The sequence below is a fragment of the Haloarcula sp. NS06 genome (assembly GCF_051122755.1).
Lineage (GTDB): Archaea > Halobacteriota > Halobacteria > Halobacteriales > Haloarculaceae > Haloarcula.
In genome coordinates this window covers 117,593-143,476 of record NZ_CP184843.1, presented here as the reverse complement: position 1 = coordinate 143,476, position 25,884 = coordinate 117,593, and the positions used below count along the sequence as shown (strand labels likewise).

Sequence of the window (25,884 nt, the reverse complement as noted above, 5' to 3'; positions counted from 1 at the left end):
GAGTTACTATCTGAATGGGGAGCGAACATCGCTAAGCCAGATGTGACACCTCATCTGGTTCCTCCACATCGTCGAATTCGCCACGTTTCGACCGGCTCCCAGTCCTCATTTGGCTTCGGACTCCACCAGTCGACCTCATAGTCGTCTGGGGCACCGAGGACCTTCACCCGTGCCGACCCATCGGGTAGGTCGCGACGGAGCTTCTCGTCGACGTGGAGGTTCCACGTCGAGTGGGTGTCGAAGCAGGCGAGGACGGCCTCCTCGTAGCCGCGTGTCTCTCGGGATTCTTGGAGTTCGACCTGCGTGTTGCAGTTCTTGCAGAACACACCCTCGAACAGAATGTGACTGAATACCTCGTGCCCGCAGACGGGACACCAGAGGAACTCGAACAGTGCTTCGCTGTGACGGTCGATGACTTCCAGACTCATCTGTGAACCTGGCCCGATTGAGACGGGCCACCCCTCTCGGCCCAAAAATAAACGCCCTCGCAGATGCACCCTTATCAATCAGCGCTCGGCGCCGTACACGATTCTCGAGGATGCTTCGTACCCACAGCTCCGACACTCAAACCAGCGCTGAACTTTCGCGCCGTCAGCCGTTTTCCCACCGATTGCCACGTCGCTACTCGGACACTCGGGACAGCTCAGCTCGGGCGCTGGCCGGTCACGGAGCTCGTCACGGAACGATTTCGCGTCTTTCGTCTCGTACCCCCGCGACCACACCGGGTAGCCGTCGACGAGGATTGCGCCACGCCACTTGTAGCGGTACGAGTCCGGGGCTCGGTGTAGGACAGCCCGAGCGCCGGTCTCCGTATTCCGGTATGCGAGTGTGGGCGTGCGGCTCTCGCGCTTCCAATTTGTGATCCGGGACATCTGTTAGAAGTGGACGTCGGCGGGCACGATCCAGAGCTCCTCGCTCACCTCCAGCACTCGATCCAGGTGGTCACGGTGACGGATCCCGTTCGCGTATTCGTTGTACAGGAAGATCGTCGGACCATCGTACGCACCGACCTTGTGGAAGGCGTGCCGGGCGAGGTCCTCGTCGCGCATGATCTCCTCGTCGGAGAGCTCGTCGATGGCCTCCTTCACCCGGCTGAGATTCCGCTCGAACTCCTCTTTCGTCGCCTCCCAGCCACGCTCAAGCAGGTCTTGGCCGTCATCGGAGTCGATGGGGGCTGCAGTCGGCAACTCACCCCATCGCGCCTTCCCCGCAACGGACGTATCCTCCTCATCGAACGTGATGTAGTAATCGAAGACGGCGCCGGCGTGTGGGTCCGCGCCGACCAGGCGGTCGAACACCGTCTTTCCGGTGGCCAGTGCGTCGTCGTGGGTCGATTCTTCTACCAGAGCGTAAATTACCATGTGCATCTCGAACACCTCGAAACGCCGACGCACCGGGAGTGATTGCTCGCTCGCTCCTGCTGCGCCGGCACCCATCGCCGGCGCTCGAAAAACTCTCCTCGTGACGGAGGATTCTCAGGCCTCGTCCGCTCGTCCGACAGTGATGGTCAGGTCGCCCGACGCGTAGTCAGCCTCGAAGTCGACCACGAACGCGTCCGCCTCGTAGGCGGCGTGGTAGGCGCGGTGGCGTTGGAGTGAGCCTGTCGCCTTGAAGTGGAAGAACGCGGCCGCCGTGTAGGGCTTGCTCTGTGTTTCGACCTGCGACTCGACGGATGCGGGGCGCGCGATCTGGGGCGTCTCCGTGTCGATACTCGCAGCGAACTCCTTCGCTTCCTCGACGGTTGCTTGCGAATGTGCCGGTGTCTCGCCGGTGAGCACGTTCACCGGGGTTTCCGTCTCGTCGGTGAACAGGACGTCTTCGAAGGTATGTGTCCCGAGGACCGCCTCGGGATCCAACTCGCGGTCGTGAAACGGGTCGTCATCTGAGGTCATCGAATCACGAGCCTATGGCGGGGCTCACCCATTCCCGCCCCTGAAAAACAGCAGCTGCCACGAAGCAAATCATCTCTGTAGCTTCCGCTCCTCGAAGATGGAGGAGACGACTACCGGCGTCTGATCGTCATCATATGTGACTACTGGAGCTGACTTCCGAAAAATACCGATCGTGAACAGTGTTTTCTGTTCTTCGACGCGATTCAGGCGTCGAAGAACCGGTCGGGCGTCATCCGCGATAGGCGCATCGCGTTCCCGGTGACGCCGAGGCTCATCCCCATGTCGCCGACGATGACCGCGACCGCGACGCTCACCAGTCCCAGCGGGACGCCGAGTGCAAGCAGGGCTTTCACGCCGAGGCTCGACCAGATATTCTGGCGGATCACGCCGTTCGCCGTGTGCGACAGCCCGTAGAGATACGGCAGCTTGCCGATGTCGTCGCCCATCAGCGCGATGTCGGCGGTCTCGATTGCGGTGTCCGTTCCGGCCGCGCCCATCGCGATGCCGACCTCAGCGGTCGCCAGCGCGGGCGCGTCGTTGATGCCGTCGCCGACCATCGCCACGTCGCCGTACTCCGCCTGTAACGCCTCCACGGCATCGACCTTCTCGTCGGGCAATAGTTCTGCACGATACTCGTCGACGCCGACCTGTTCGGCGATCGCACGGGCCGTCCCCTCGTTGTCGCCGGTCAGCATCACGACATGCGCGACGCCGAGTTCGTGTAGCCGTGCGACCGCCCGTTCGGCGGCCGGCCGTACCTCGTCGGCGATGGCGATAATGCCGATCAATTCGGTATCCGTGCCGACGAGGACGACCGTCTTCCCCTCATTCTCGAACCGCGAGATCGCGCCGTCCTCGAGGTCGGCACAGTCCTCGCGTTCGCACTGTTCGTGGGCCACTTCGGCGACTGCGCCGCCGTCGGCACGGAGGTGGGCGTGCGACAGGTCGAAGCCCAACTCCTCGAAGAGGGCGGGCTTGCCTGCATAGTACGTCTCGCCGTCGATGTCTGCGCTGATCCCCTTTCCGGTGATGCTCTCGAATTTCTCGATACTCGGCACGTCATCGCCGGCATCCTTTTCGGCGCGTTCGAGTATCGCCTCGGCGATTGGGTGTTCGCTTCGCTGCTCGAGTGCAGCCGCGTGCTGGAGTACCGTCTCGTCGTTCGTACCGCCAAGCGCTACGACGTCCGTGACCGCGAGTTCGCCCTTGGTGAGGGTACCAGTCTTGTCGAGGGCGATGGCGTCCACCTCGCCCATCGCTTCGAGGTGGTTGCCGCCTTTGATGAGGACACCGTTCTTCGCGGCACTGGTGATCCCCGACACCACGGAGACTGGCGTCGAGATGACAAACGCACACGGGCAGGCGATCACCAGCAGAGTAAGCCCCCGAATGAACCACGCCTGCCAGTTACCAGTGAAGGTATGTGAAAAGCCGGCGAGACCGAGGGTTGCGCCCCCGTTGATGAGCAGCGGCGGGAGCGCGGCGGTCAGAATCGCAAAGGCGACGACTACCGGCGTGTAGTAGCCAGCGAACCGGTCGACGAACTGCTCCTTCTCGGTCTTTTGCTCCTGTGCGCCCTGCACCATTTCGATGATCTGTGAGAGCGTCGATTCCGAGGCGGGGGCGGTCGCCTCAAATTCGAGGTAGCCCTCTTCGTTGATGCTGCCGGCATATACCTCGTCGCCGACGGTCTTGTCGACGGGGACGCTCTCGCCCGTGATCGGTGACTCGTCGACCGCACTTCCGCCGTCGACGACGGTGCCGTCGAGCGGAATCTTGTCGCCGGGGCGGACGATGACGGTCTCGCCGACGTCGACCTCGTCGGCGGGGACGGCGACCTCCTCCCCGTCGCGGCGGACTGTCGCCTCGTCGGGCGACAGCTCCATCAGCTCGCGCAGGGAGTTCCGTGCCCTGTCCATCGCGTAGTTCTCGAGGATTTCGGCAGTGCTGAACAAAACAGCCAGCGTCGCCGCCTCGACAAAGTAGCCGATGCCGGTCGCGGCGATGATCGCCGTCCCCATCAGCAGGTCGATATCGAGACTCAGGTTCTTCGCCGAGTAGTACCCGCCGCGAACAACCGGGACACCGCTGGCGACGGTTGCCACGAGGAAGAGTACGTCCGCAATGTGAAGCGGGTAGTTGAGGACACTTGCGATGGCGATGTTCTGTCCTGCGAGGAGGAACTCGAAGAGGAGCCCGACGGTGAGGAACGCCGCTCCAATCCACGTCTTCTTCGCTCGCGGGCTCGTCCACACCTCTGACGGGGGAGCAATCTCCATCCCGCCCTCCGATGTCTCTTCGGTGTTGTGTCCACCGTTGACGACCTCGTAGCCTGCGTTCTCGATTGCCTGAATAACCTCCGCCTCGGTCGTGCGGTCGGAATCGTAGGTGACGCTGGCTGTCCCGGTTGTCGGTTGGAGCGTGGCGTCGACGACACCGTCGACGCGCTGGAGGCTCTTGTCGACCTTTTGGGCACACGAGGGACAGTCCATTTCGGGGACGGTGAGGCGGGCGGTCAGCTCCCGTCGCTGTCCGCCGCCGCTCGCTGGCCCCGTTGTATCCGCATCCGGGTTCTCTGTCATCACCTTACGGTAGGAGCGGGAGTTCGATATGTCTTTGTTGGAATATTCCAAACCCGTGCGTTAGCGCGATGCCAGCCGTTCTTCCGTGACCCGCTCGCCGGCAACATGTTGCTTCGCCAAATGTCTTCCGCCCGACGGAGTCGGTAGGTGAGTGTTGACCGCGGCACGTCGAGATGCTCGGCGAGCTCGCCGACGTCGACCTCGCGGGGCGACTCGTAGTAGCCGTGTTCGACCGCGGCCTGAAGCGCGGCCTCCTGGGCTGGCGGGAGGCCGCTCGGTGTCCCGTCGCGTCCCCCAGCTGCTGTCGTCGTGTCCGCTGTGCGAAGCATCTCCATCTGGGCGCACTCCCCGACGGCGACCTCAAGCGCGTCGAAGAACGCCGCCACGTCGCCATCGCCGGAGTGGATGAGTCGCCACGTGTAGTGGCGACCCTCGTGACGAGTCTCGAACAGCACGCCGTCGCCGAGGTGGTCGCGAGCGATGTGGGGGACTGAGGCGCAGGTAGGGGTGCGCTCCCAATCTGAGTAGAGGATGAGCGCGTCGTCCGTGCGGTCGAGGACGCGGGTGGTCTGTGTGGCGTTGCAGTCCTCGGTGGCGAGACAGTCAGCGTAGTAGTCGCCGTTGAGAAAGGCGTCCTCGATGGCGTTGAGCGCCTCAGGCGTACCGGTGGCATGGTCGACCCGCCAGAGACGCTCGGCAGTGGCGTGCAGCGAGAGCGAGCGAACGCGAGCGTCGGGGTGGTCGGCGAGAGCGTCCGCCACCCTGTTGCAGCCGGGCTCGTATTCGAGAGCGAAGACGAGTTCGCGCATACCCCGTCTAAGGTCTGCTACGACATAACCCATGGCCTGCAGCGTTGTCGACCAGTAGACCTCAGATTACGTCGTCAGGGTCGTGAACTTCCTGCATTCGCTGTGCTTCGGCCGCGTATTGCTCTTGGAGGTCGGGGTCATCGACCATGCCAAGATTGCCGGGTTCAGCATCGACTGCTGCTGTCGTGTCTCGGACGTCGGTGAAGGACGTGAGTGCGCGTTCCTTCCGATAGTACTGTTCTCCATCGGGCGTCGCGTAGGTGAGGATGATCAGGTTCTGTTCGTCATCGGAGTACGTTCGTTCGACAAGCCAGACACGAAGACCGTCTTCAGATTGATTTGACATACTTGTGTGTTCCCCGGTATCCACTAAGGGATTGGTGTTACGGCTTGCCGAGACTCGCTGTCTCGAAGGGTGATTCTTCGGTCGGAATGAGCAGCTCCTGTCGGTCTCCGACTCGCTCAGCGAGCTTCCGTTTCAGGTACTGTCTCGCCGTCGACGGCGTGAAGACGCCCTTGTCGAGCATATCGCCGACGACGTCTTTGAGGGCCGCGAACTGTCCCTGCAGGTGGCCGTCGCCGACCGGCTCGCCGTCGTACCAACGCACCGTCGCAAGCGCGCCGTTCCCGACTGTTTCTCCCTGTTCGACCGTCTCCGAGTCGTACTGGAGGCCGAACCACAGCGTCCGATAGGCGGCCACCTCGAACGTCGTCGACACCACGAAGAACGCCTCGTGGTGGAGGTAGTCGAGGTGGTCAGCGACGATCTCCTCAAGGGTGAGCCCGGTGGCGCGGGGCTTCAGCTCGACGACCGTCGACGGTCGATCCTCGTCAGCGAGGTAGCCGTCGATCGCATCTGCCTCAAGGCCATCGGCCAGTTCAGCCAGCAGCTGTTTCGCCCACTTGGAGTCGGTGTCGTCGCCACCGAACGGCGACTCAGCCGAAATTCGGTGCTTGAGCTTGAGATTCGCTGCACCCCAATGAGAGTAGTGGAGCGTGTACTGTCCGTCAGTTCGTTCGTACGCAACGAGTGCGCGGTGGCCCATTGAACAATCACCTCGCAGGACGACCCACGACTGGATCGCCCCGCACCCCTCCCGGGGGACGAACAACGCTACTCGTCGATCAGGTCGGGGGAACTCGAGGTCCGCGTACAGCACCTCACCGTCGCGGACGACGTACCGTTTCGCCAGCACGGGAAATCGGCACTTGGTAAATCCGGCTGTCTGGATGTCGAATTCTTCGTCCGGTTCGAGATACTCCGCGAGCGACCGGAGGAACTCGTGGGTGACGATGCCACCGTCGTAATCAGGAAGACCGTTCTCACGAGCCTCGTACACTTCGAAGCTGTCGTAGCCCCAGATGATCAGTTCGCCGTCGTCATCCACCTCCCAGTTGAGCGTCCCGAAGCAGTGGTTCTCACAGAGTTCGCGGACTTCCTGTGGATCCGATACGAGCGCGCCGGTCGATGTCGTTGCGGCTTGGAGTGTTGCCATGGGTTGTTCTCGGGAGCGGTCTCGCGCCCGCACCCCTTCAGGGGGCGAACAACCACTCACGCTGTGACGGCCACAGGACGCTGCGTTGCCGACGCGTCGTGCTGTCAGGATTCTTCGTTGGCGTCACCGTCCGCCGTCGTATCCGGTCGGGTGAGGAGCTCTACCTGCTCTGAAGCGTCGTTGCTGTGCTGATCCGCTCTCGATCGACGGACTCCAATTGCTCGCCGTCGATACTGGTGAGATTGTTGAGCGCGCGGTGCAGCCGGTAGCCGGGTGTGTCGCGTGGGTCCATATGTGCGCCTCCGCCAATTCTCGGCGCCGAAAAACACCGGCGGGTAGTCAGCAGGTGTGGTATCGTCGGGTGGTCGCGAGCTGGCTTCTGTTAACCAACAACTTCGAGCCGACACCAGAATTGTTGGTTAATTTGACGTCATCTTTACTGACCGGCTTCGGGTTCGGGTCCATAGCGGGGCGTGCCGCACCGCTGACAGCCCCACATTGGCTGCCCGGTCCACTCGTCATCGGGGATAGCCTCGAATTCGCGGAATCGATGCTTAGTCTCCCGATCACACTCTCGACACTCGAGGTGGGTTCTGTTTGGACGCTCGCGTCGTGGCTGTTCGGTATCGGTCTTGTCAACGGATTCCTGGAGCGCAATCGCTGGCACCAGCCAGAGGTCGTCTGCGTCCTCACGTAGGCTTGCAAGACGATCTTCGGAGCGAACCCCACCCCCGGTTTCCTCGTAGAGAAACGTCGCGTGCTCACCGTCGTGACGGGGCTGCGTCGTCTCTGTCCACGGTGTCCGGTTGCGAGCGGACGCGAGCAGCTGATTACCACATTCAGACGTGACCCGTGTCGCCGAGGGGAGCGAGGGCCACTGATCAACAAGCTGTGGGGCCGGTTCCTTGTCGAGATCGTAGATTAGCTTGCAGTCATCGACTACTGGGTCATCATCTGCCTTCGCGAGGAGGGTCGCCGCAGCAGATCCCTTCCCGACGGCGGCGTAGAACGTTGACGCCTCGACGAGCAGCTGGATGACGTGGAGGAGAGTCCGTTCGGCATTCGCTGTGTCCTGGCCGTCGGCTCCTTCGAGATGGTTCGTGAGACAGAATCGGCACTTCGACTGGCCAGCGGGGATCGACGCTCCACAGGAAGCGCACTCGGTCTCATCTGCTGTCGGGCCATCTGGATAGTCCGTGTCGACGCCACCAGAGCGTTGCCGCCGGGGCTCGCCACTACTACTGGCGAGTTGATCGTCGGGAACGTGGGTCGCTTCACCGAGCGGTCGGAGGGCTTCGTAGTCGGCGTACTGGTCGGTCATAGAGTATTCTGGCCGTATCATGCTTCGTCTTCGGGTTTAAACAATAGCTCTCACATCAATCATCCTACAGGTACACAATCGAAAATCAGCAGTGTGGGCCTTAGACAGCCAGTTCGTCCAGCGCGTCGCGGTGGGTCCGCACGGTGACCACCGAGACGTTCGCAACGTCAGCGACGTCCGATTGGGTGAGCCACCGTCCGTCTTCGCGTCCGGCCTTGTACAGACAGGCTGCGGCGAATCCGGATGGCCGAACCCCCGTGGTTGTTCCGGTCGATTCGGATGCTTCCGCCAACTGCCGAGCCCGCTGCCGGATCTGATCGGAGACGTCGAGCTCCGATGCCAACCGTGGAATGAACGCACTGGGCGTCACGGGTTGGGCCGGCAGGCCAAGTTCCGTGTTCAGCGTCGTGTATGCGTTCGTCACCCGCGATTGCTCGACGCGCGCCGACTCGGTGATGTCGTCGAGCGTTCGCGGCCGCCCGTTACACCGACACGCGCCGTAGACACTCGCGGCGGCCATCGCCTCGATCGACCGGCCCTGCAGGAGGTCCTCGTTCTGAGCGCTGCGGAAGAGCTGGCAGGCCTGGTCACGGATCGTCTCGGATAGTTCGAGCGCACTACTGATCCGGCGGACTTCACTAAGCCCGTGTGCGAGGTTGCGTTCAGCTTTCGACTGAAACCGCCCACGGGTCTGTTCACGCCGCATCCGAGCGAGCCGCCGTCGCTTCTGTCCTGAGAGTTCGTTCCCGTTCGCATCGGTCCCGCGGCCCGATCTCCGTCGACAACCCTCGATCGTGTCGTGCCGCGGTCAACGGAGCGCCCGTGCGCTCCCGTTCGTCTTCGTCGAACCCTCGCCACTCTGGCCCGTGGTCGATCCGCTGCTCGTCGATGACGAGCCCACACTCCTCGCAGATGGTTTCGACTGCGTTGGTAGTGACCCGCCCGTCGCACTCGGGACACAGGTTAGCGCTCGACTCCGTCTGGACGTCCTCATCGAAGTCAGTTTCGTAGATGTCTCTGATTGCCATGGTTCTCACCGTGTTCAGGGAACTTGCCAGTACGGCGAGCCCCTCACCCATTGAGGGGTAAATAAACGCCAATTGCTCCCAAAGCTCCATCATCCACTCTACTGAAACACGAGAAAGAGTAACTCAGTATGCCCAACGACACTGACCCACTCTCTCAGGCAATCCACGACCAGCTTCTGGAACTTCTCCAAGAAGGAGAACTCGATGAGGAACCCACCGAAGACGAGATCGCGGAAGCTACCAGCGAGGTCATTGAGGCTGTTGGGGATAGCATGTACGAGCAGGTCCGCGAGGATGACGAGGGATTGCGACGGCTCTATGAAACCAAGGCAGAATTTCAGCGCGGGATCGAAGATCGCTGGGGGGAACCTTTGGAACTGCTTGAACGGTTCATTATCTGGTCGCAGGAAACGGGTGATGCAATCAACTCGGAATATCGGCTCCAGGCAGCTCAGGAACAGGACTTCGTCTTTGACGCTCTGACGCGACTTCACGCACGGGCAGTACAGGTCGCGATGGAGATCCACCACCTGCTCAAAGGCGGATTTGCTGATGGAGCCTTTGCCCGATGGAGATCCCTTCACGAACTCTCAATTACCACTTCCTTCATCAAGCAAGCAGGCTCCGACACAGCCGAGCGTTTTCTGCACTACCGGTATCTCTGGGAATACTACTTCGCTCAGACGTATCAAGAACACGTAGACGACCTTGATGAGGAACAGATCGCGGATGAGACGATGGCCTCACTCGAAGAGGGGAAAGTGGAGCTGGTAGAGCGGTTTGGATCCGATTTCGACGATAACGGGTACGGAACCGGGTGGGCGGCAGACGCATACGAGGGTGGTGGCGGGCCGTCGATTAGGGGCCTCCAGGAAGCTGGCGATCTGGACCACTACCAGCCATATTACCGGTTAGCCAGCGAATCGGTCCATGGAGGGTCGAAGGGGACGCTTGACCGACTCGGTATCATCGATATACCCGACGTTGAACAGCCCGACCTCCTACTGGCTGGCCCGTCGAACGCAGGGTTGGACCGTCCAGGCCAGTTAACGGTGGTCTCCTTGGCACAAATCACGTTTGCGTTCATCGAGTGGCAGTCGTCTGCGACCCATGTGGCGGAAATGAAGGGAATGGAACAACTCGTGAGCGACATCCAAGATGCGTTCGCAGCGGCTGCCGAAGAACTAGAGGAGGACGAACGAGACCGACTGGAGGAGTGGGCCGATCAAGATATCGTCGATATTGCTCTAAACTACGTCGGCGCGCCAGTGCTGTTCACCGATGAGTTCGTACGTGAGCAGACCGAGTTCGAGTCACAATCGGCGTTTGAGAACGCACTTCCGATCTACCTTGACGAGATGATGGATGTAGACGATCTTCCAGAGGCCGTGGACACAACGATTCGAACCAATTCCGATTACAGCTCCCTCGAAGAGCTGGTTGATGCTGCTTTCGAAGAATGGGTTTACCGAGAGGTCGACCTCTCTGAGTTCGATGTCGATTCGTGATTGAGGTCGTGGCTGCGCGCGCAGCGACCGCAGGGAGCGAGCACGGAGCGGAGGGTGGGGCGGTGGGGCTTGGGTCTGGTCTGGCACACAGCAAAAAAGAAGGCTGCGTCAGCTGGCTACTCTTCCCACCAGCGGCCGCGCTCCGGGAAGTGGATATCCGACCACCCGGTCAGCGCGATTGAGCACCGGCCTTCGTACCAGTTCTTGGCTGCTGCCCGGAACCGAACTGTCTGACCTTCTCGCACCACCGTCTGCCCGGATTTCTCCCAGCAGGTGAACTTGATTTTCCCGCTCTCATCTGCTATCAGCCCGACTTGCTGGATGCTTGAGGAGGAAGGCTCCCAGAGGGTCTCGATTGTTCCTTCAACCGTCACCTCCCCGACCGGGACGTCCGGCACATCCGCGATGGGAACGATTGCACCGGGGACCGCCTTTAGCTCCTCGAGCGTCTCCAGTACTGCCTTCGTCATGTCTTGGCCGCGCTGCACCTTTTCGGCCAACTGCTTCGCGACGACTGACCTCGACCAGCCGCCATCGACTTCCTCCTTAATCCGCATCGCTTGCTTGTTCACCGCCCCGAGGTCTTCCTGCGTTAGCTTCTCTCGGGGATCCGTGCGCTCCACCGGTTCGGGCTCGTCACGGCCACACTGCTCGACGACGACCTCCCGCGTCCGCTTCGCGCGTCCCTCCTGCTGACTGAGTTCCGCCTGGGCACTGATGTGCTCCAGCTCGGCCTCCCGTGCCTCGATGCGCTCTTCCTGTTCGAGGGTCTTCCCGAACAGGTGATCCGGACCTTCCTCGACCCGCGCGTCCGGATGGTTGGAATCGACCTTTGCCTGAACTTCCATGTCGACCGTCGCCCGGAACTCCGGGGTCTCGTCGACGACCTCAAATCCGTCCTCGTCGACCTCGGCTTCATCGTGTTTCTCGAAAGCCTGTTCATCGACCGAAACCTCATTACCGAAGACGTTCTTACTCGACATTGGAGTTAGTACAGCTCCGAAGGCGCTCACGCGCCCGACACCGCGATGCTCCAACATCGCGGATTTCCTCGACGACAACGACCGACAGAACCATCTGCGCGCTCTCGCTCGCGCCTTCGCGAGCGCCCTGTGGGCGCGAGCGAGAGCGCGCCCGAGGCGGACGATCATCCAGCACCGCGCGCCGACCCGCCCGGAGCGAGCGGCCAGCGGGATATGCCCGCTCGTGTCCGGCCCGATGGGCGGGTTCGTGTCCAGGGCGACTGTCGTCGAGAACGCGCGCCGCGGTGTGGCGCGCGACAGCGCAGGCGGCATAAAGCGCTGGAACGCGAAAGCCCGCAAGGGGCGCAACCGACGGGGATACCCGCTGGCGCCGAGGGCACATCCATTTTAGCCCGGAACGGGCGCGGGCGGTGCGGAGAGCGCCCGCACGCCCGGAATGGTCGGTCGCGAGCGACGCGGAGGGCGGAACGCGGCGAGCGGGGCGGGCCGTAGAGAACCACTGGTCAACCGGGACCGACGGTTAGTGACACAGCCGACATCCTGGCGGACTCAGAAAGGGCGAGGCCGTTTCGGTCGTCCCCCGACCCCGCTAGCACCACAGGAACGAGGAGCGCAGCGTGGGGCGCGGGATGCCGAGGGGCCGAGGGCTTTCACGGGACGCGTCCAGTCCTCTCCCTGCGCGTTCAACTCCCGAAGGGTCCAGACAGCCGTCGTGCCGATCCGAACACCATCGAAATTGCGTATATCGAGGTTGACCGTGGCTGTCCGAAACGGATAGTGCTCAACGAGCACACGATGGATGACAGTTCTGACCGCCTCTGCACCATATCGATCAACGACAGCAGCCATCGCCTCGTCGAAGTGTGCGTTGTGGTGGTTCTCACGCGGTTTCCGTGCTCGATCGAGGACGAGTGTGATCACGTCGTCGACCGATGCATGGGCTGGATTCTCCGTCCGTTCCCGAACGTCGTAGAGCGCGTCGGTCTCGGTCATGGGTAGTACCTATCCACTGTCGACGTTGTCAGTTGCGTCGGCCCCATCAGTCGTGAGACGACGTTGACGGCGAACCTCAGCGAGGGCGTCTTCGAGCGTCCTGAGGTCGTCAATCGCCGTCGCCTCGCTCATAATGTCGTCGAGAAGCGCGGCTCGCTCGACAGCGTGGGTGTCTCCCTCGGTTGTCTCGATCGAGTCGATGGACACCGACCGCTCCTCACTCCATCCACACGCCCAGCAATTTCGGGCGACGACGATCTGCTCGTCTTCGTCAGCAGCAAGCAGTGCATCCGCCACTGATGCTGAGAGTGGATGGTCTGGCCCCACTTCCATCGTGACAGGGCCGCCACACGCAGGGCACTCCATATCGATACCGAATACCGCCGTCGCTTTCAATATATGGCGTCCGAGTCAAACAATCACATGGTCGTCGAGGAGGCGCTGCCGTAGCGAGATTGGGCGCCGTCAGGAAACGTGTTCGATGGTGATTTCAGGGAGTGAGTGCGCTGCTGGCTCCAGCTCGGCGAAGGATTCGTCGTTTGTGAGAATCGTCGGGTTGCGCGGTCACGGTGCTCAAACGCTATACGAGGATTGGAACGTCCTTCGGCTGGATCTCACAGACGCGAGCGAGCGTCTGCACGGTCGGAGCTGATCGCTGCTCTCGCAGGAGTGCGTCGCTCACATCACGACTCGACGGCGCCTCGATGAGCCCTGTCATTCGCGTCAGTCGCGTCAGAAACCTCGTTTTGACGGTATCACGGTCCGCCGCAGAGAGACTCTGTGTCCGGTCGAATGCGGCCAGCGCTTCTTGGACCATGTACGCGTTATAGCAGACGTTGTCTCACCGCGGTCGATTTCAGCAAGCAATTCAGCGGCCTGCTCGTTGGTTCGCAGTGTCCCGAAGACCGCACAGATTCGTATCGAGGATCTTCAGCGCGTCAGACCCGTACACCTGCTCGGACGTCTCTTTCCGTGCCTCTTCGACGGCCTGTTCGAGGTCGTCCGCATCGACTTTCTCCCGAGTGCCGCGAGCTCTGCGTCGATATCGCTATCGGACTGGCGGCTCTGTTCGGCCTGCGCCAGCAGTTGCTCTAGCCGAAGCGCGGTGATCGCCGTGTCGTCATTGAGGTCTCGGAGATGGGACCGACATGCTTCCTTGATGAACTCGCTCTTATTCGTGTAGATCCCCGTTTCATCGAGGAATCGCTCGATTTCGGTGTCGAGTTCGACCGGGAACTTGACGCTGACACTCGCGTATTTCATGGTAGTACCATCGTGCTACAAATATTTAAATGACGGGCTCAGCCCTTGTTCCGGGGGGTGACGTACGGACATCGCTTGTCCTCTTTATTTGCTGACTTCTTGGACAAGATGCTCCTCGAGGTCGAGCGTCCAGTACGTTGCAAGTCCGCCGGGACTACATCGCTCGCAAAATTGCAACGGGCCTTCGAGATGACCGACCTCCACGCGGAATCGCGTGAGTGCTGCGAGCGCGTCGACGACGAGCCCAGCAGCCGTCGCAGGCGTGGTGATCGCGCTTCTCGGGAGCCGGTCGCTCTTGGACGGCACAGTCGACACCGATCGGGTGTGTTACCCGTTCGTCCTGGCCCCAGGTGTGCGCCTTGCCAGTCTCGGTGCCAGGCGGGGCGTCGCAGAAGGCACAGCCAACGAGCGTTTGCTGCATCACTTGTCCTCTTCGCCGGCGTCGCTGGCGGTCTGCCACCCGCGATGGAACGCGGCGAGCTGGGTGATTGACTCGAAGGGCTTGCTACTGGGCTCGTGAACGAGGACGCGCTGGTCTGGGACCGGTGTCACCACATCGTCCTCGATGAGTTCATCAACGAGACGGCGGGCACTCCGCTCGTCGATGTCCGCCGTCGAGACCCGGGCCGCATCCCGGTCCTGGGCAACGAGTTCGGTTTCGAGTCTGTTCGTAGTCATCTGTCGTGTCGTCGAGGATATCAGGTCCAGTCATGGAAGCTCACGCTCTGGACGCGCTTCGAGCGCGCCTCGCCCCTTTGCGGGCGCGAACGACGATCACGGGCAGTCAGCTCGCCCGGTCGTTTGCGCCCTGCTCTTCTTGGGCACGTACGCCGAACCCGTACCTCTCCTGCTGCTGATGGGCTGGCTCTCCACCGTCGATGGCAACCTGCGTATTCCGGTGGATTCCAAGAGTCGATAGTGGGGAAGCTCTCTTCGTTCAGGCTGTTCGAGTGCGATCACGACCCCGGTCAGCGGATACTTACGAGTCCGAGTGCCCGCCACGTCGTTCGCGCTGCGAGACGCCGCCAGCACCGCTGCCCAGCTGGCGGAGTTGATCACGGAGGGCTGCCCGCCGTTCTGTTTCGAGGACCGCGACTTCGTCGTAGTAATCGCGGCGCTCTGCGGGAGGCGTCCGGAGTGTCGTCTGGCACTCACTGCAGGTGTATTCGAACTCTGCACGGACGTGCTGGCGGCGGAATTCTTGCTCGCCGCCCTCGTCGTAGCCTGTGACCTCGTACACAAGGAGTTTCGAGACGAATCGACGGTTCCCACACTCCGGACATTGGTTCATTCTGAGCGTTGGCGTTCCATCCTCGCTGCTTGCATCGTCTGGCCAGGATGTCTGTGGCTTTGTGTCCTCGGTCTCTCGGGGTGGGCTCGTGTGGTTTTCTGACGGCGATGCACTCGCTGTCTCGGAGTTATTGAACGTAGACATGAATTCACCTGTGACCGCACTCAGCTGACACCAGGCTGGACGCCACGGCGACTCTCGTGGTGGTGCCCATCGCGCTGAGCGCCGTCACCCTTGGTCGGCGCCATAAACGCCACTGCGGAGGCAGTCGCTTATTCGTTCCACAGTGCTGCGATCCGGTCTTCGATCTCGTCGAGGACGAGTCGCAGGACAGCACGATGATCGGTCGGCCAGGAGTCATCGTCACCGGGCGTCGGGGCGGTGGGCGGGGGATGGAAGTGGTCGCGCGTATTGTGGGGGTTCGGATGCCGATCCCATCGGCATTCCCAGGTGTGCTCCGAATGGACCTCTCTATAGTGGATTGTGAAGTCGTCGTTCGTGTACCAGCGGACGGTCAGGATTGCGTCGTCGATGGACGCTGGGTAGTATGACGATGCAAAGACGACCTGAAGCTCGAGATGGCCGCTTGCATCCGTGATGGCCGCGTGGGAGACCTGTCCGGTGGCTTGGAGCCGTGTCTGAAGGAACTCGAGGATGGGACGATCGATGGGGGCAGGGCTCCCGCCATCGCCTGTCGGTGGCGCCACCGAGCGGGCTACCCGGACGCCTGGTCGCGCTCGCCATCCGTGCGTTGCTGGCGTGCGCGTTCGTAGCGGTCTCGCTCCTCGCGGGCGGTCGCCCAGTCACCGAGGTCGCCGTACACGTCGTCGATGGTCCGCTCGTCGCTGCCCTCCGCGGCGGCGACGGCGTCGACGGCGGCCGGCGACGCGGCATCGTATGCCTCCTCATACTCGGTGATGCGCGTCGTCAGCTCACGAACGCGATCCTGCAGGTCCTCGACGGAATGGTCAGCTGCAAGCTGGTTGATGCGTCGCCACTCGAAGTACGCGTCGTTGCGCTCGTAGGTGGCCGGATGGCCGTCGTGCCGGGTGACGATGCCGAGGTCGTCGAACCAGCCCAGATACTTCCGGGCGGTCTTGGGGTCACAGTCGGCGCTGTCGGCGATCGCGCTTGCCGTCGTCGGCTCGCGGGTCTGCAGGATGGTGCCGTAGATGCGCTGTTCGACGTCGTCGCTGCTGAACGGCTCCTCGAAGGGGGGCGGCCCATCGGCGGCGTCTGTCTCGGACATACGTGGGCTTGTAGAGCGAAGGATATAGTTCTTACTTCAGGGAATAGTTTCCTGAACTGCTGTATCCTACGGTAGCCCCGTTTTGCGGCGAGATTGCGCGCAGTTAACCAACAAATAGCGCGATAAAGCGAGTCTGTTGGTTAAACTTCTTGGCTCGCGGAACCTGAACGCTCGAGAGAGGTTTTCGGATGGCGGTGAAGCGGCGTCACTACTCGGACCGACCACTGAAGATTCGACTCAACAAAGAGGCTGACTCTGGGTCATCATCGGTCTCGTCCCCCGTACTCGGAGTCTTCCTTGTGGGATTGCGCAGTCTCCTGGTCACGGGCCCCGAGTTCGTCGGTGAGTCGCTCGATTTCTGCTTCGAGGGTCTCGATCCGCTCAGTCTTCTGTTCGCAGTGTCGCCTCGAGTTCGTCGACGCGCTCGCTCAACAAGCGGTTTTTCTCCGCCAGATACGCACGACTCCGGTCTGCCTTGTCAGGCGTCCCGCCAGTTGCGACCCCGTCAGGTGGACCGTGGGGATCTGCGGCGTCGTCGCCGGCGTCCGGGTCGTAGAACTCCGACGTGGTCGCAATCGCTCGCTCGATGGTCTTCTCGCCGTACGTCGACCCGTCAGCGTAGTGAACCTCGTCCCACTTCTCGCGGTGGAGTCCCGACTGGCGGAACAGTTGATCCATCTGCCTCCGGTCACCACCGGTCCAGAACGCCAGCAAACAGCACAGTGCCATGTCGGCTTCCGACTGGCTGTCATAGCTGACCGTGTTTCCGTTCCAGAGGCGCTCGAATTTCTCGCCGTTCGATGCGTTTCGTGCTTTCTCGAGGAGGTCCTCGTCTTCGAGGTCGACGTCAACGACGGCGTCGACCGCATCAGTCGTCGGTGACCGGTCGTCAGTGCCATCACGCTGCTCGGACTCGGGTGCTGTGTCACACTCGGCCTCCTGGACGTACTCACGATGAATCGCTGTGAGCGCGTCCTGCCGGCGTGCAACGCGAGTGGGTGTCCGGTCGACGTGGTCGCCAGTGACGGTGAAAAAGCGTGCTGTGTCGTACAGTTCGATGCTTCCCGCGCCGGTTCCGCCCGTCTGGGAGTGTGCCGGTAATCAGGACGTGATAGCCGGTGCCGGATGGAGATATCTCCGTATAGGAGTCGAGTCGCTCAATGATGTCCAGCGCTGCGTCGTCGACGTCGTCTGTCTCGGGATCGCGGCAGTCGTCCAGATCGACGCCGACGATGGGATCGTCGTCAGTAAACACGAACCCGATGCCATCGGCGTGCTCTGTCTCGGTGTAGTCGAGTGCTGTCTCGAAACTCGCCCAGGTCTCTGACTCGGTTGATGACGCGAAACCCACCAGCTCCTGGTGTCACCGGAATCTTCGTCGGTTTGCCGTCTCGTTCCTCTTCTCGCCAGCACACCCATTGGTCGCGTTCGAGCAACGTCTCCGGGATCTGCTCCGGTTCGTCGATACTAATCTCACTCATCCTCACACAGTACCTCGCATGGCTCTCACTGGCTCTGAGCCAGCACAGACTTCACGCTGCTCTACGTCTCGATCCAATCCCTTGGTCCCGACGGGATCCCCCGTTCTATGGCTCGTCGGTTGTTGGGTGGAACACCCGCTATATCTGGTTGAAAATCCCTGGACGTGAGTGTGTTCCACCCATTTCGGTCGGTTCGTTGGTGTTCCACCCATTGAGAATTTGGGTGGAACATACCGCTGTCGGGTGATTCTCGACTTGTGAGTCTGGTGAGTTGAAATCATGATTCTGATTGGGTGGAACAGGCCCCGAGATGTCGCGATGATATCGGGAATTGGACCGTGTACGTCCATTTCATGACTCTGATCTCTCTTCAGAGCGAATGCGGACACCAGTGTAATGCCAGACGGGTTCCCCGTCGATTCGCTTCTTCGTGGAGTCCACCTCGATGTGGGTGTTGAGCTTCCGTGTGAACCAGCTCTTATTCAGCGGATCATCGATGCCGTGTGCCTCTGCCCAGTCGTTGTAGAGGCCGAATACGTCATCTTTCGGCACGGCCCCATCCACGTCTTCGATAAGATATTCGTCGACGAACGATTCGAAAGAAGGTGGCGATTGGTCTTCCTGGTCTTCCTCGACAGTCTCATCTGCTTGTTCGATCTGACTAGGTAGTTCGTCAGCGGCCGCTGATTCGGGCGATGCCGGACGGAGCGGCCCGTCGGTGATTGCCGAGAGTGGACGCTTCTCATCGTTTTCATATACGACCGATTCCGCCTCATCGTGAAGGATAACGATGCCATACGTCGAACGTGTGTAGTCTGGTACGGGGAGTTCGGCTTCGGGGACGAATGGCTTCTTGATACGCACCCAGTCGCCCTCGAACGCCGATTTCGTCTCGTAAATGTGTTGCTCACCGTGCTCATATACGACGTACTCCTCGGCAGCGTGGTCGTAGCTGTAGATGGCTGGCACACGGTCTTTCGAGAGTTTCCCAAGCGACGGGAGGCAGATGTGTTCCGTTCCGCTGGCATCACGAAGGACGATCTCGTCGCCATCACGCTGCCAGATATTCTGGGTCCCATTCTCGTCGCCGTTCGCCGGTCGCACGGCCGTCACCCCGCCTTCTTCGGTCGCTCCGCCGTTGAACGTGAGATTCGAGTCGGTCGTGTAGAACCGCGTCTCACTGTTCTGGAGGGTGCGAACGGGTGGTGTGAGAATGCCGTCGACACGCTCGGCCCACTCAGTTTCGTCGTGTCCAGGTCGAACGACAAACAGCGGGATATCCCCCGCTGCTTGGGCTTTCCGGAGATTCGTGAGTACCTTTGCGGGATTCTCGGGTGTCGTCGTTTCGACTTCGATGGCGAATTGGTCGTCAACGTCGGGGTGGCTCGCCCTCGCGTCAGGTTTCTCGCTGCCATCCTGTGCGAGGATCGAGACGGTGAAGCCGAGTGCGGTAAGCTCTTCTTCGATCTGGCGGAGTGCTGCGTCGTGAGCACTTCCACCTGCGGCCTGCACGCTACCAGTATCGGGTGTCGCGACCTCTTCTCCGGCGTCAGTGAGCCGGATGCGGAGCTCGTCAGCGTCGATATCGACGGTCGTATCGAGGTATCGTGATCGTTCTCGGATGTCCGCGAGTGCATCATACGATGGCGGCTCGGCTTCGACGTCGTCAAAGAGTCGTCTGAGTTCGTCGTCAACTGCTTCGACAGCCACCCAGCCGTTCTCTTCACGGCAGCCCTCTCGAAGCTGGAGACTCCGAACCACCTTCGCAATCGCGACGTCCAAGTCGTCGCTCGCGATATCGAGCACCTCGTGTACGTCGGTAGGTGGTCTCGTTGTTGAGGCGTCTGTTGCGGCCGGCACGCCGTGTTCGTCACTGATGTCCTCGTGCATCGAGGAGAGGGTCTCAGTGAACTGCGCCTCTTCACGCTCAGTGAGCGGGGATTCGCTCTCGGGGTGGCCCGGTGGAATCGGGAGTGGTTCGAGACTGAACGGATACGGCCCCGTTTCACCGAACGTCGGGCTCGGCAGGCTGGCGATCCACTCCCCTCGTGGCAACGAACGAATCCGATTGGCGAAATCCGCGGGGTCCATCTCTTCGTGGGCCATCGCTCGCGCCAGTTCCCGGTCGACGTTGATTTTCCCGATGAGTGAACTGCCGATGTTGTTCAGAGCATTCAGGTAGATCTTCCGCCCACCTTCAGCCTCCATCTGTTCGGGGAACTGCATCGACAGGCCAACAGAGAGCCGGAATCCCCGGCCTTTCTCGAGGAGATCATTCATGATGTCGGAGACTACGACCGACGCTGCCTCGTCGACGAGCAAGTTCACGACGTAGTCGTCCGAGTGCTGGGAGAGGGCCTGTTTGCGGTCCTTGAGAGCTGCATCGAGATTGGTCAGGATCACACCGGTCATGATCCGGGCAGCGTCGTCGCGGAGGTCGCCGAGGTCGAAGAGAATGACCGTATCCTCGTCGAGGACATCTCGAAAGTCGAACTGGTTCTCGGTATTGTTGAAGATCTGCCGCAGGTGCGTATCCTGTGAAATGTACGCAAGGCGGTTTCCGACACCACCCATCACGTTCGCGAAGGTGTTCGAATCTAACTGGAGCTGCCGTCGAATCGTCCGCGCGACTTCCTCGTCGCTCGACCGTGGAGCGTCGCCGATGTTCTCGTTCGGTGGCCCGGCTTCCCAGAGCTGGTCGACGACGTGTTCGAGCTGTCGGTGGGCAAAGTAGTCCGTCGATGCTCGGTACAGCCCGTTCTCACGGCCGTATTCTTCGTCGAACAGAGCCTTGATGAGTGTCTTGATGAGAGTCGGGGCCACAGTCGCCCGCTCGTAGCGGTCGGTTCCCATCACGAGCTTCAAAATCTCTTCGTAGTGGTCGGCCTTCCGTTGGACGGCGTCTTCGCGGCGCCGTCCGCTCTCCATCGACGGTTCGAGATCGAAAAACGAGAACCCGGGGAGGACGTCCGGGATCGGGAAGTGGACGACGTTCTCTTCGAGGTCGGTCATTCCGAACCGACGCGCGTGAGCCCGCATGTAATTCTGGGCCATATCGTCGTTTTTCGGGATGATGAGGATCGTCGGCCCCTCGGTGTTGTCGTACAGCGACAGCATATCGTTGATGAGGGCTTTCGACTTCCCAGAGCCGGTTGTTCCGAACCGGCCGTAATGAGTGGGCAGCAGTCCGGGTGGAATGTGTGTCGGCTCGTCTTCGGCCTCGCCGGTGTCGTCGAGGGCATACCCGATTGCCATCCCGTCTCGGAACTCACTCATGAGGTCTTGGTGCGGACGGGGCAACGGATTCCGACTCTGCTGTTCCGCACGCGTCCCCCGTGTCCCCTCGACAGTAAGCTGTTCCGAGGAGGGGACGAGTACGAAGTGCGCAAGTTCTCGGCCGCTCAGGACGAACTCCGGTCGGGTCTTTCCACGGCCAGTCGTGATCTCACGATCCAGAGCCGCTGCAGCGCCGCTCGGGCGTTTCGTTCTTTCGTGGCTGCCCGGAAGCCGCTGTTGCGTACCCGTTCGGCCGCAACCTGGTAGTACGGTCCATCAAGCGGGTCGAATACCGGGACCAGTGATTGCATTCGCTCATCGAGATCATCGTGACCGTCACTACCGGATGGAATCCCGACTGCTCGAATGTTCGCGGTGAACGACCGCTTCGGATTTTTCGCCTCGATTGCCGCGACACGTTTTGCAACGGCGTCGCTCAGCTGGTTTCTGTCCCGGCTCTCCGACTGATCGTCGAGTTCGAAAAGGGAGCCAATAATTTCCTGAGCGAGTGTGTCTCGTCCGTCGATGACGTCCTCCTTGCGAAGGTCGGCATCGGACTGCCAGCTCTCGCGTCGTTGGAAAGACGACCTGGAACGTGACCCGGTGCTGTCGCCTCCATCAGATGGTCGACGAGTGACGCGAGCGCACCTCCTGGCTGATCGACGGCTGGGAGTTCTGCTTCGTCGTCGGCAGTAACTGGCAAGAGTGAGGTCATCCAGTCTTGCTTCCGAGTCGCCGACCCTTGCCACCGTACGCCGAGTGGGGAGACGGATTCGGTCGCTGGCCGTGCGAGTATCGTCCCCTCCGATGTTACCGTTGGTTTGGCAAGCGTGGTGAGTGGCTCATCCTCAGGAATCGCATCTGGTGGGGCGAGTTCGAGGGCAGTATCACCAATCTCGATGAAGTGGTCGGCAGACTGGTCACCGACTGTTCCTCCATCCGCGACTGATTCGGCGTCTGCTGGCCCCGCTTGTTTGTTGTCGTCAGTGCCACGTTCGTATTGCTCGTCAGGGCCGAACTCATACCCGAGCCCGCCCGAGTTATACTGCTCGACGCAATGTCTCTTGGTCGAATTCGACAGGCTGCACGAGTCGGGATGCGACGTCGACCTCGGTACGCTCGATGTCGAACGTCTCGGGATAGACCGACTGGAGCCGCTTCTCAAGGGTATCCAGATGGTCGTCGGCACCGTAGTAGAATTCGACGGGGTCATCTGCCCCCTCGCTCAGCGCGAGAAATTCGAATTGTATCGGTGTGTCGCTATGTAGCGGATTGAGTTTGTCAACTAGCCCTGTCGAGTCCGTTGAGGTCAGTTTGTGGAGGCTCTCCAGTGCCTGCGGCAGACGCTCCGGATTGAGGCGTTCGGAGGTTGGCGTCACGCGAAGATACTCACGCATCGTCGTCACCTCCCGTTTCACCGCCATCAGTCTCTGTTGGCGTCCGCTCAGGTGTGTGTTGTCCGTTGTCGGTCGCTCGGCTTTCAATATCGTCTTGGAACGCCTGCACCTCCGCGTCCACAGCATTCTCACCAGTCCCGGGGAGTGAGTCTCGCCGTTGCTCGGTTGGCTCGAAGTCGATGACCTGCTTCTCCTTGGGCATCGCTTTGACCTGGATCCCACGCCACTCGCCGTCGACGCCCACTAGGGCCTCGGAGAAGCCGGCGTCCTCGTTACCAGGAACGGCGTCCTGGACGAACCGCATCTGTGCGTAGTTCAGCCCGAACTCGTCGGCCCACTCCTTGTCCATCCCGTCGAGACGGTGGAACTGCTTGACGGCACACTGGTCCAGAATCGCCTCGGATTCGGCGTGCTCGAAGAACTCGTCGACGGTCTGCGTGACCAGCCGGATCGAGAGGTCGTGGTGCCGGTGGTGGCGGAACACCGTCTCAAGGAACGCCAGGCTCGCGGCGTCCTGCATAATGTAGCGTGCCTCGTCGATGTAGAACACGACCTCCTTCTCCGAGACTTTCGCCCGCTCGTACACCAGCGAGATGAGTAGCTGCATGGTCAGCGCCGTGCTGCTGTCCACGCTCCCCTCTTGCTGGGCCAGATCGAGGTAGATGACCTTCTCGTCCCGGATGTCGAAGTCGGATTCCTGGCCGAGGTTGGCGTGGCGACCGTCGTCCTCGAAGGGGCGGAGCTGGTCGAGGAGCCACGTCGCATCCTCCTTGATCTTCCCGGCCTCCTCGTCGGACCGGACGACGAACTCCTCGGGGTCGTCGACCATATCCTCGAACACGTCCATCATCTCGCGGATAGTCGGACTCGGATTGCTGTGCGTGGAGATGTCGTCGGTGATGCCCTTGCGCTGGTAGGCACGTTTGAGGGCGAGTTCGAGCGTGGTTCGCCGGTCTCCCAGCGAGATGCCGCGGAGCGCGAAGAAGTTGGTGAGGAATCTCATCGCGTCGTCGAGCTTCTCGTTGAACGGGCTCGCGTCCTCGCCCATCGCCCGCTGGACGTGTTCGGGTGTCTCCCGAATCTCCAAGGGGTTCAGCCCGAGTGTCCCGCCGACTGTGATCCGCTTGGCGTCGAGCGCCTCTGAGACACCAGCCCAGTTGTTCAGCGGTTCGAGGATGATGCCGATCCGGTCCTTGCTCTGCTCGATCGACCGGATGAAGTTCTGCTTGGAGCTGAATGACTTCCCCGACCCCGTGTCGCCGACGGTGAACATCGCGTAGCCGTTGTCCCGGGCGAACGGGTCGATGACCACAGGACTCTGGTTGTCCTTGTGAATCCCGAACTCGACGCCGCCCTCCTCGAGGATCGTCGCGTTGTGCGGCGAGGACAGTAACGCGCCGACGGCGCCGCCGAGCGCAATCGACGTCCGGCCGAACTCGTTGTCACCGATGGGCGCGGCGGATTGGAGGGCGAGATCCTGCCGGCAGATGGCGGTCTTCGGCGTGAGGTTCGCCGGGTCGTCCCGGAGCGCACTCTTGACCGTCTGGACGGCATCTCTGAGTTCGTCTTTTTCGTCGGCCCGCACCGTGATGAACATCCCCTGGTCGAAGACGTTCGCGCCGTTCTCGACAGCCTTGTACGTCGCTGCGGCCTCGTTGGCGCGTTCCTGCAGGTAGGCACTCCGGATACTCTGTTCGAGGTCAGCATCGACCTGGAGGTCGTCCGCGATGTCTTGCAGTTCGTTCCGAGCCCGCTCCTGATTTTTCGGCGTGATGTGGGCCGTCAGGTCGAACTGGACGTCGGTCATCTCGAAGAGGTCACTCAGATATCCGTCGTTGGGATAGTCGGCATAGTTAGCGATGTACAGTGTCGTCGTCCACTGCTCGCCGACCCGTGCGGCTCGGGTTTCCCACTCGACAGCTCCGGGCGCGGTGACGGTCTTGTGCGACTCGGAGATGTCGTCGAGGAGCTTGCGTTCGGCCTCGCCTTCTTCGAGTGTCTCCTCGTCGAGGACATCGGTGAAGTCCACGTCTGGTTGATCATCCGCAGTGAAGTGGTCCCAGAGGTACTTACTGCCGACGCCGAGGCCGAGACCCACCACAAGGGCTAGTACTGCACTCTCTGCTGGTGTCAGGTTCTGGAGCCACCCGGCGACGGGGCCAAGCGCGCCACCACCGGTCTGGAGGATCACGTTACGCATCGTGTGGGTCCTCCCGGCGCGAGTGGCCGATGATCGATTGGTCGCGAACGACACGTTCTGCCTCGTCGTAGTCGTGTTCGCGGCCGTTCCAGAAGTCCATATTCAGAACGAACAGCTCGACCGTGCTGAGCCGGCGTGCGGACCACCCCGACGCCTGCTGTATGAGTTCGGAGCGAACGTCGTTGACGCGACTGTCGAGTTTCTCGAACATCTGGGCACGGCGCTCGACGTCGGTGAGGTCCTCACGGCGGGTGACGAACGGGTTGAACAGGAACCCGATGACCGGGAACTGGGTCAGCTTCTCTGCGGGGGTGCCCTCGTCACGGAAGCGGTCGTACACTTCTATCGGGCTGACCTCAACGCCGATGTGGTACCGGACCTGCTGGATGCCCCGGTCACGCATCTCCTTCGGCCGTGTCTCCCGGTACTCTTCGAGGAGTTCCCGGAAAATCGGGTTCTCCGTAACGTCTTCGTCAGTGAGGCGCTCCTCAATGGTCTCGGTGATCTGCTCGACCGGAAATGAACGGGTTGTGGCGTGGAGTTTGAGCTTCGAGTCCAGCTCTTTGTTGGCGAACTCTTCTCCGGCGTCTTGCAGCTGTGCCCAGTCGTCGGACATCGCGAAGTCCATGTTGGCCGGATCGATCTCGATGAATGCCTCCATCGAGCCGTCTTCACGCTGGATAGCACCAGCGCCCGGCCACGCTCGCTTGATGTTGGTGAGATCCTGCGTTCGCTCGTCCGGCTTGAACGGCGTGTAGTTCGCGAGTCCGCCCTCGTTGCGCTCTGACTCGTTGGTACCCGTGTCGGCGTCGGCGGGCGCACTGAACGTGACCTGAGGCCGTTTGAGGTACCGATAGACGTCTTTGGTCCACGTCCAGGCGTTCAGGTGGGTTGGTGAGACGTAGATGACGGCAACGCCAAAGCCAAGCCCGCCAGCAACGAACGGGAGAGCCAGTGATTCGATCCCGGTGAGGCCAGCGATAAACAGCCCAATAATGGGGAAGGCGATGAGCATGCCAACGTCTCCTTCATCGATATTGAGATACGGGATGCGACTCTCCTCGCCGAACTGATCCATGATGCGCCGTGCTGCCGCGTCTTGATCTGCTGACATT

17 protein-coding genes and 10 pseudogenes are annotated in these 25,884 nt (G+C 61.3%); 1 reads left to right on the top strand and 26 read right to left on the bottom strand.

The annotated features are described in order from the left end of the window. Positions 1-31: 31 nt before the first annotated feature. The 12 genes and pseudogenes from ACODNH_RS03120 to ACODNH_RS03065 all read right to left on the bottom strand — a co-directional run bounded on the left by ACODNH_RS03120 (position 32) and on the right by ACODNH_RS03065 (position 9,128). A pseudogene (locus ACODNH_RS03120) lies at positions 32-428 on the bottom strand (DUF7567 family protein). Between the two features lie 78 nt (positions 429-506). Then, the gene (locus tag ACODNH_RS03115; protein ID WP_135806878.1) at positions 507-872 is read right to left on the bottom strand and encodes a DUF7568 family protein; all 366 of its coding nucleotides are present in this window, start codon (positions 870-872) and stop codon (positions 507-509) included. A 3-nt stretch (positions 873-875) separates the two neighbouring features. Then, positions 876-1,367, bottom strand: coding sequence for a hypothetical protein (locus ACODNH_RS03110; protein WP_135806952.1), 492 nt, complete (start codon positions 1,365-1,367; stop codon positions 876-878). A 108-nt stretch (positions 1,368-1,475) separates the two neighbouring features. Next, a complete protein-coding gene (locus tag ACODNH_RS03105) occupies positions 1,476-1,892 on the bottom strand; it encodes a hypothetical protein (RefSeq protein WP_135806879.1) in 417 nt (138 codons plus the stop codon). A 203-nt stretch (positions 1,893-2,095) separates the two neighbouring features. Then, a complete protein-coding gene (locus ACODNH_RS03100; RefSeq protein WP_135806880.1) occupies positions 2,096-4,474 on the bottom strand; it encodes a heavy metal translocating P-type ATPase in 2,379 nt (792 codons plus the stop codon). Between the two features lie 60 nt (positions 4,475-4,534). Further along, positions 4,535-5,283: pseudogene (locus tag ACODNH_RS03095) on the bottom strand (helix-turn-helix domain-containing protein). Between the two features lie 61 nt (positions 5,284-5,344). Next, positions 5,345-5,629, bottom strand: a complete 285-nt coding sequence (locus ACODNH_RS03090; RefSeq protein WP_049983734.1) for a hypothetical protein — start codon at positions 5,627-5,629, stop codon at positions 5,345-5,347. Between the two features lie 37 nt (positions 5,630-5,666). Then, positions 5,667-6,329 carry a DUF6735 family protein gene (locus tag ACODNH_RS03085; protein ID WP_135806882.1) on the bottom strand — a complete coding sequence of 221 codons (663 nt, stop codon included), beginning with the start codon at positions 6,327-6,329 and terminating at the stop codon, positions 5,667-5,669. Positions 6,330-6,397: 68 nt separating this feature from the next. Continuing rightward, a pseudogene (locus tag ACODNH_RS03080) lies at positions 6,398-6,779 on the bottom strand (hypothetical protein). Between the two features lie 104 nt (positions 6,780-6,883). Then, positions 6,884-7,071: pseudogene (locus ACODNH_RS03075) on the bottom strand (hypothetical protein). 144 nt (positions 7,072-7,215) lie between these two features. Continuing rightward, on the bottom strand, positions 7,216-8,100 hold the full coding sequence (locus ACODNH_RS03070) for a hypothetical protein (RefSeq protein WP_434530247.1): 885 nt from the start codon (positions 8,098-8,100) through the stop codon (positions 7,216-7,218). 100 nt (positions 8,101-8,200) lie between these two features. Further along, a pseudogene (locus ACODNH_RS03065) lies at positions 8,201-9,128 on the bottom strand (transcription initiation factor IIB). A gap of 128 nt (positions 9,129-9,256) precedes the next feature. Between ACODNH_RS03065 and ACODNH_RS03060 the strand changes: the two are divergent. Further along, positions 9,257-10,636, top strand: coding sequence for a DUF5677 domain-containing protein (locus ACODNH_RS03060; protein WP_434530246.1), 1,380 nt, complete (start codon positions 9,257-9,259; stop codon positions 10,634-10,636). A gap of 116 nt (positions 10,637-10,752) precedes the next feature. On the opposite strand, the gene ACODNH_RS03055 is transcribed toward ACODNH_RS03060, so the two are convergent. The 14 genes and pseudogenes from ACODNH_RS03055 to ACODNH_RS02990 form a co-directional block, all read right to left on the bottom strand. Beyond that, positions 10,753-11,619, bottom strand: coding sequence for a DNA-binding protein (locus tag ACODNH_RS03055; protein WP_267638808.1), 867 nt, complete (start codon positions 11,617-11,619; stop codon positions 10,753-10,755). Positions 11,620-12,285: 666 nt separating this feature from the next. Continuing rightward, positions 12,286-12,612, bottom strand: a pseudogene (locus ACODNH_RS03050) (hypothetical protein); the annotation flags it as partial. Between the two features lie 9 nt (positions 12,613-12,621). Further along, positions 12,622-12,978, bottom strand: a complete 357-nt coding sequence (locus ACODNH_RS03045; RefSeq protein WP_434530245.1) for a hypothetical protein — start codon at positions 12,976-12,978, stop codon at positions 12,622-12,624. Positions 12,979-13,192: 214 nt separating this feature from the next. Next, complete coding sequence (locus tag ACODNH_RS03040) at positions 13,193-13,429, bottom strand: hypothetical protein (protein ID WP_434530244.1); 237 nt, start codon at positions 13,427-13,429, stop codon at positions 13,193-13,195. Between the two features lie 113 nt (positions 13,430-13,542). After that, positions 13,543-13,875 (bottom strand): ribbon-helix-helix domain-containing protein, encoded by a 333-nt coding sequence (locus ACODNH_RS03035; RefSeq protein ID WP_434530243.1) that lies wholly within the window; start codon positions 13,873-13,875, stop codon positions 13,543-13,545. Between the two features lie 84 nt (positions 13,876-13,959). Next, a pseudogene (locus tag ACODNH_RS03030) lies at positions 13,960-14,296 on the bottom strand (DUF7558 family protein). Further along, positions 14,296-14,587, bottom strand: a pseudogene (locus tag ACODNH_RS03025) (hypothetical protein). The pseudogenes ACODNH_RS03030 and ACODNH_RS03025 overlap by 1 nt, the downstream one beginning before the upstream one ends. A 267-nt stretch (positions 14,588-14,854) precedes the next feature. Further along, on the bottom strand, positions 14,855-15,310 hold the full coding sequence (locus ACODNH_RS03020) for a hypothetical protein (protein ID WP_434530242.1): 456 nt from the start codon (positions 15,308-15,310) through the stop codon (positions 14,855-14,857). A 128-nt stretch (positions 15,311-15,438) separates the two neighbouring features. Continuing rightward, a complete protein-coding gene (locus ACODNH_RS03015; protein WP_434530241.1) occupies positions 15,439-15,873 on the bottom strand; it encodes a hypothetical protein in 435 nt (144 codons plus the stop codon). Positions 15,874-15,881: 8 nt separating this feature from the next. Beyond that, positions 15,882-16,415, bottom strand: coding sequence for a DUF7342 family protein (locus ACODNH_RS03010; RefSeq protein ID WP_434530240.1), 534 nt, complete (start codon positions 16,413-16,415; stop codon positions 15,882-15,884). Between the two features lie 208 nt (positions 16,416-16,623). Further along, positions 16,624-17,896 (bottom strand): annotated as a pseudogene (locus ACODNH_RS03005) (phage NrS-1 polymerase family protein). Positions 17,897-18,247: 351 nt separating this feature from the next. Continuing rightward, a pseudogene (locus tag ACODNH_RS03000) lies at positions 18,248-22,596 on the bottom strand (primase-like DNA-binding domain-containing protein). After that, positions 22,562-24,769: a VirB4 family type IV secretion system protein gene (locus ACODNH_RS02995; RefSeq protein WP_434530239.1), complete on the bottom strand. Its 2,208-nt coding sequence runs from the start codon at positions 24,767-24,769 to the stop codon at positions 22,562-22,564. The pseudogene ACODNH_RS03000 and the gene ACODNH_RS02995 overlap by 35 nt, the downstream one beginning before the upstream one ends. Next, complete coding sequence (locus ACODNH_RS02990) at positions 24,762-25,883, bottom strand: hypothetical protein (RefSeq protein ID WP_434530238.1); 1,122 nt, start codon at positions 25,881-25,883, stop codon at positions 24,762-24,764. The genes ACODNH_RS02995 and ACODNH_RS02990 overlap by 8 nt, the downstream gene beginning before the upstream one ends. Position 25,884 lies beyond the last annotated feature (1 nt).

Coding starts and splice junctions, on each gene's coding strand:
- ACODNH_RS03115 (WP_135806878.1), bottom strand. CDS start 872: ATGTCCCGGATCACAAATTGGAAGCGCGAGAGCCGCACGCCCACACTC.
- ACODNH_RS03110 (WP_135806952.1), bottom strand. CDS start 1,367: ATGCACATGGTAATTTACGCTCTGGTAGAAGAATCGACCCACGACGAC.
- ACODNH_RS03105 (WP_135806879.1), bottom strand. CDS start 1,892: ATGACCTCAGATGACGACCCGTTTCACGACCGCGAGTTGGATCCCGAG.
- ACODNH_RS03100 (WP_135806880.1), bottom strand. CDS start 4,474: ATGACAGAGAACCCGGATGCGGATACAACGGGGCCAGCGAGCGGCGGC.
- ACODNH_RS03090 (WP_049983734.1), bottom strand. CDS start 5,629: ATGTCAAATCAATCTGAAGACGGTCTTCGTGTCTGGCTTGTCGAACGA.
- ACODNH_RS03085 (WP_135806882.1), bottom strand. CDS start 6,329: ATGGGCCACCGCGCACTCGTTGCGTACGAACGAACTGACGGACAGTAC.
- ACODNH_RS03070 (WP_434530247.1), bottom strand. CDS start 8,100: ATGACCGACCAGTACGCCGACTACGAAGCCCTCCGACCGCTCGGTGAA.
- ACODNH_RS03060 (WP_434530246.1), top strand. CDS start 9,257: ATGCCCAACGACACTGACCCACTCTCTCAGGCAATCCACGACCAGCTT.
- ACODNH_RS03055 (WP_267638808.1), bottom strand. CDS start 11,619: ATGTCGAGTAAGAACGTCTTCGGTAATGAGGTTTCGGTCGATGAACAG.
- ACODNH_RS03045 (WP_434530245.1), bottom strand. CDS start 12,978: ATGGAGTGCCCTGCGTGTGGCGGCCCTGTCACGATGGAAGTGGGGCCA.
- ACODNH_RS03040 (WP_434530244.1), bottom strand. CDS start 13,429: ATGGTCCAAGAAGCGCTGGCCGCATTCGACCGGACACAGAGTCTCTCT.
- ACODNH_RS03035 (WP_434530243.1), bottom strand. CDS start 13,875: ATGAAATACGCGAGTGTCAGCGTCAAGTTCCCGGTCGAACTCGACACC.
- ACODNH_RS03020 (WP_434530242.1), bottom strand. CDS start 15,310: ATGTCTACGTTCAATAACTCCGAGACAGCGAGTGCATCGCCGTCAGAA.
- ACODNH_RS03010 (WP_434530240.1), bottom strand. CDS start 16,415: ATGTCCGAGACAGACGCCGCCGATGGGCCGCCCCCCTTCGAGGAGCCG.
- ACODNH_RS02995 (WP_434530239.1), bottom strand. CDS start 24,769: ATGCGTAACGTGATCCTCCAGACCGGTGGTGGCGCGCTTGGCCCCGTC.
- ACODNH_RS02990 (WP_434530238.1), bottom strand. CDS start 25,883: ATGTCAGCAGATCAAGACGCGGCAGCACGGCGCATCATGGATCAGTTC.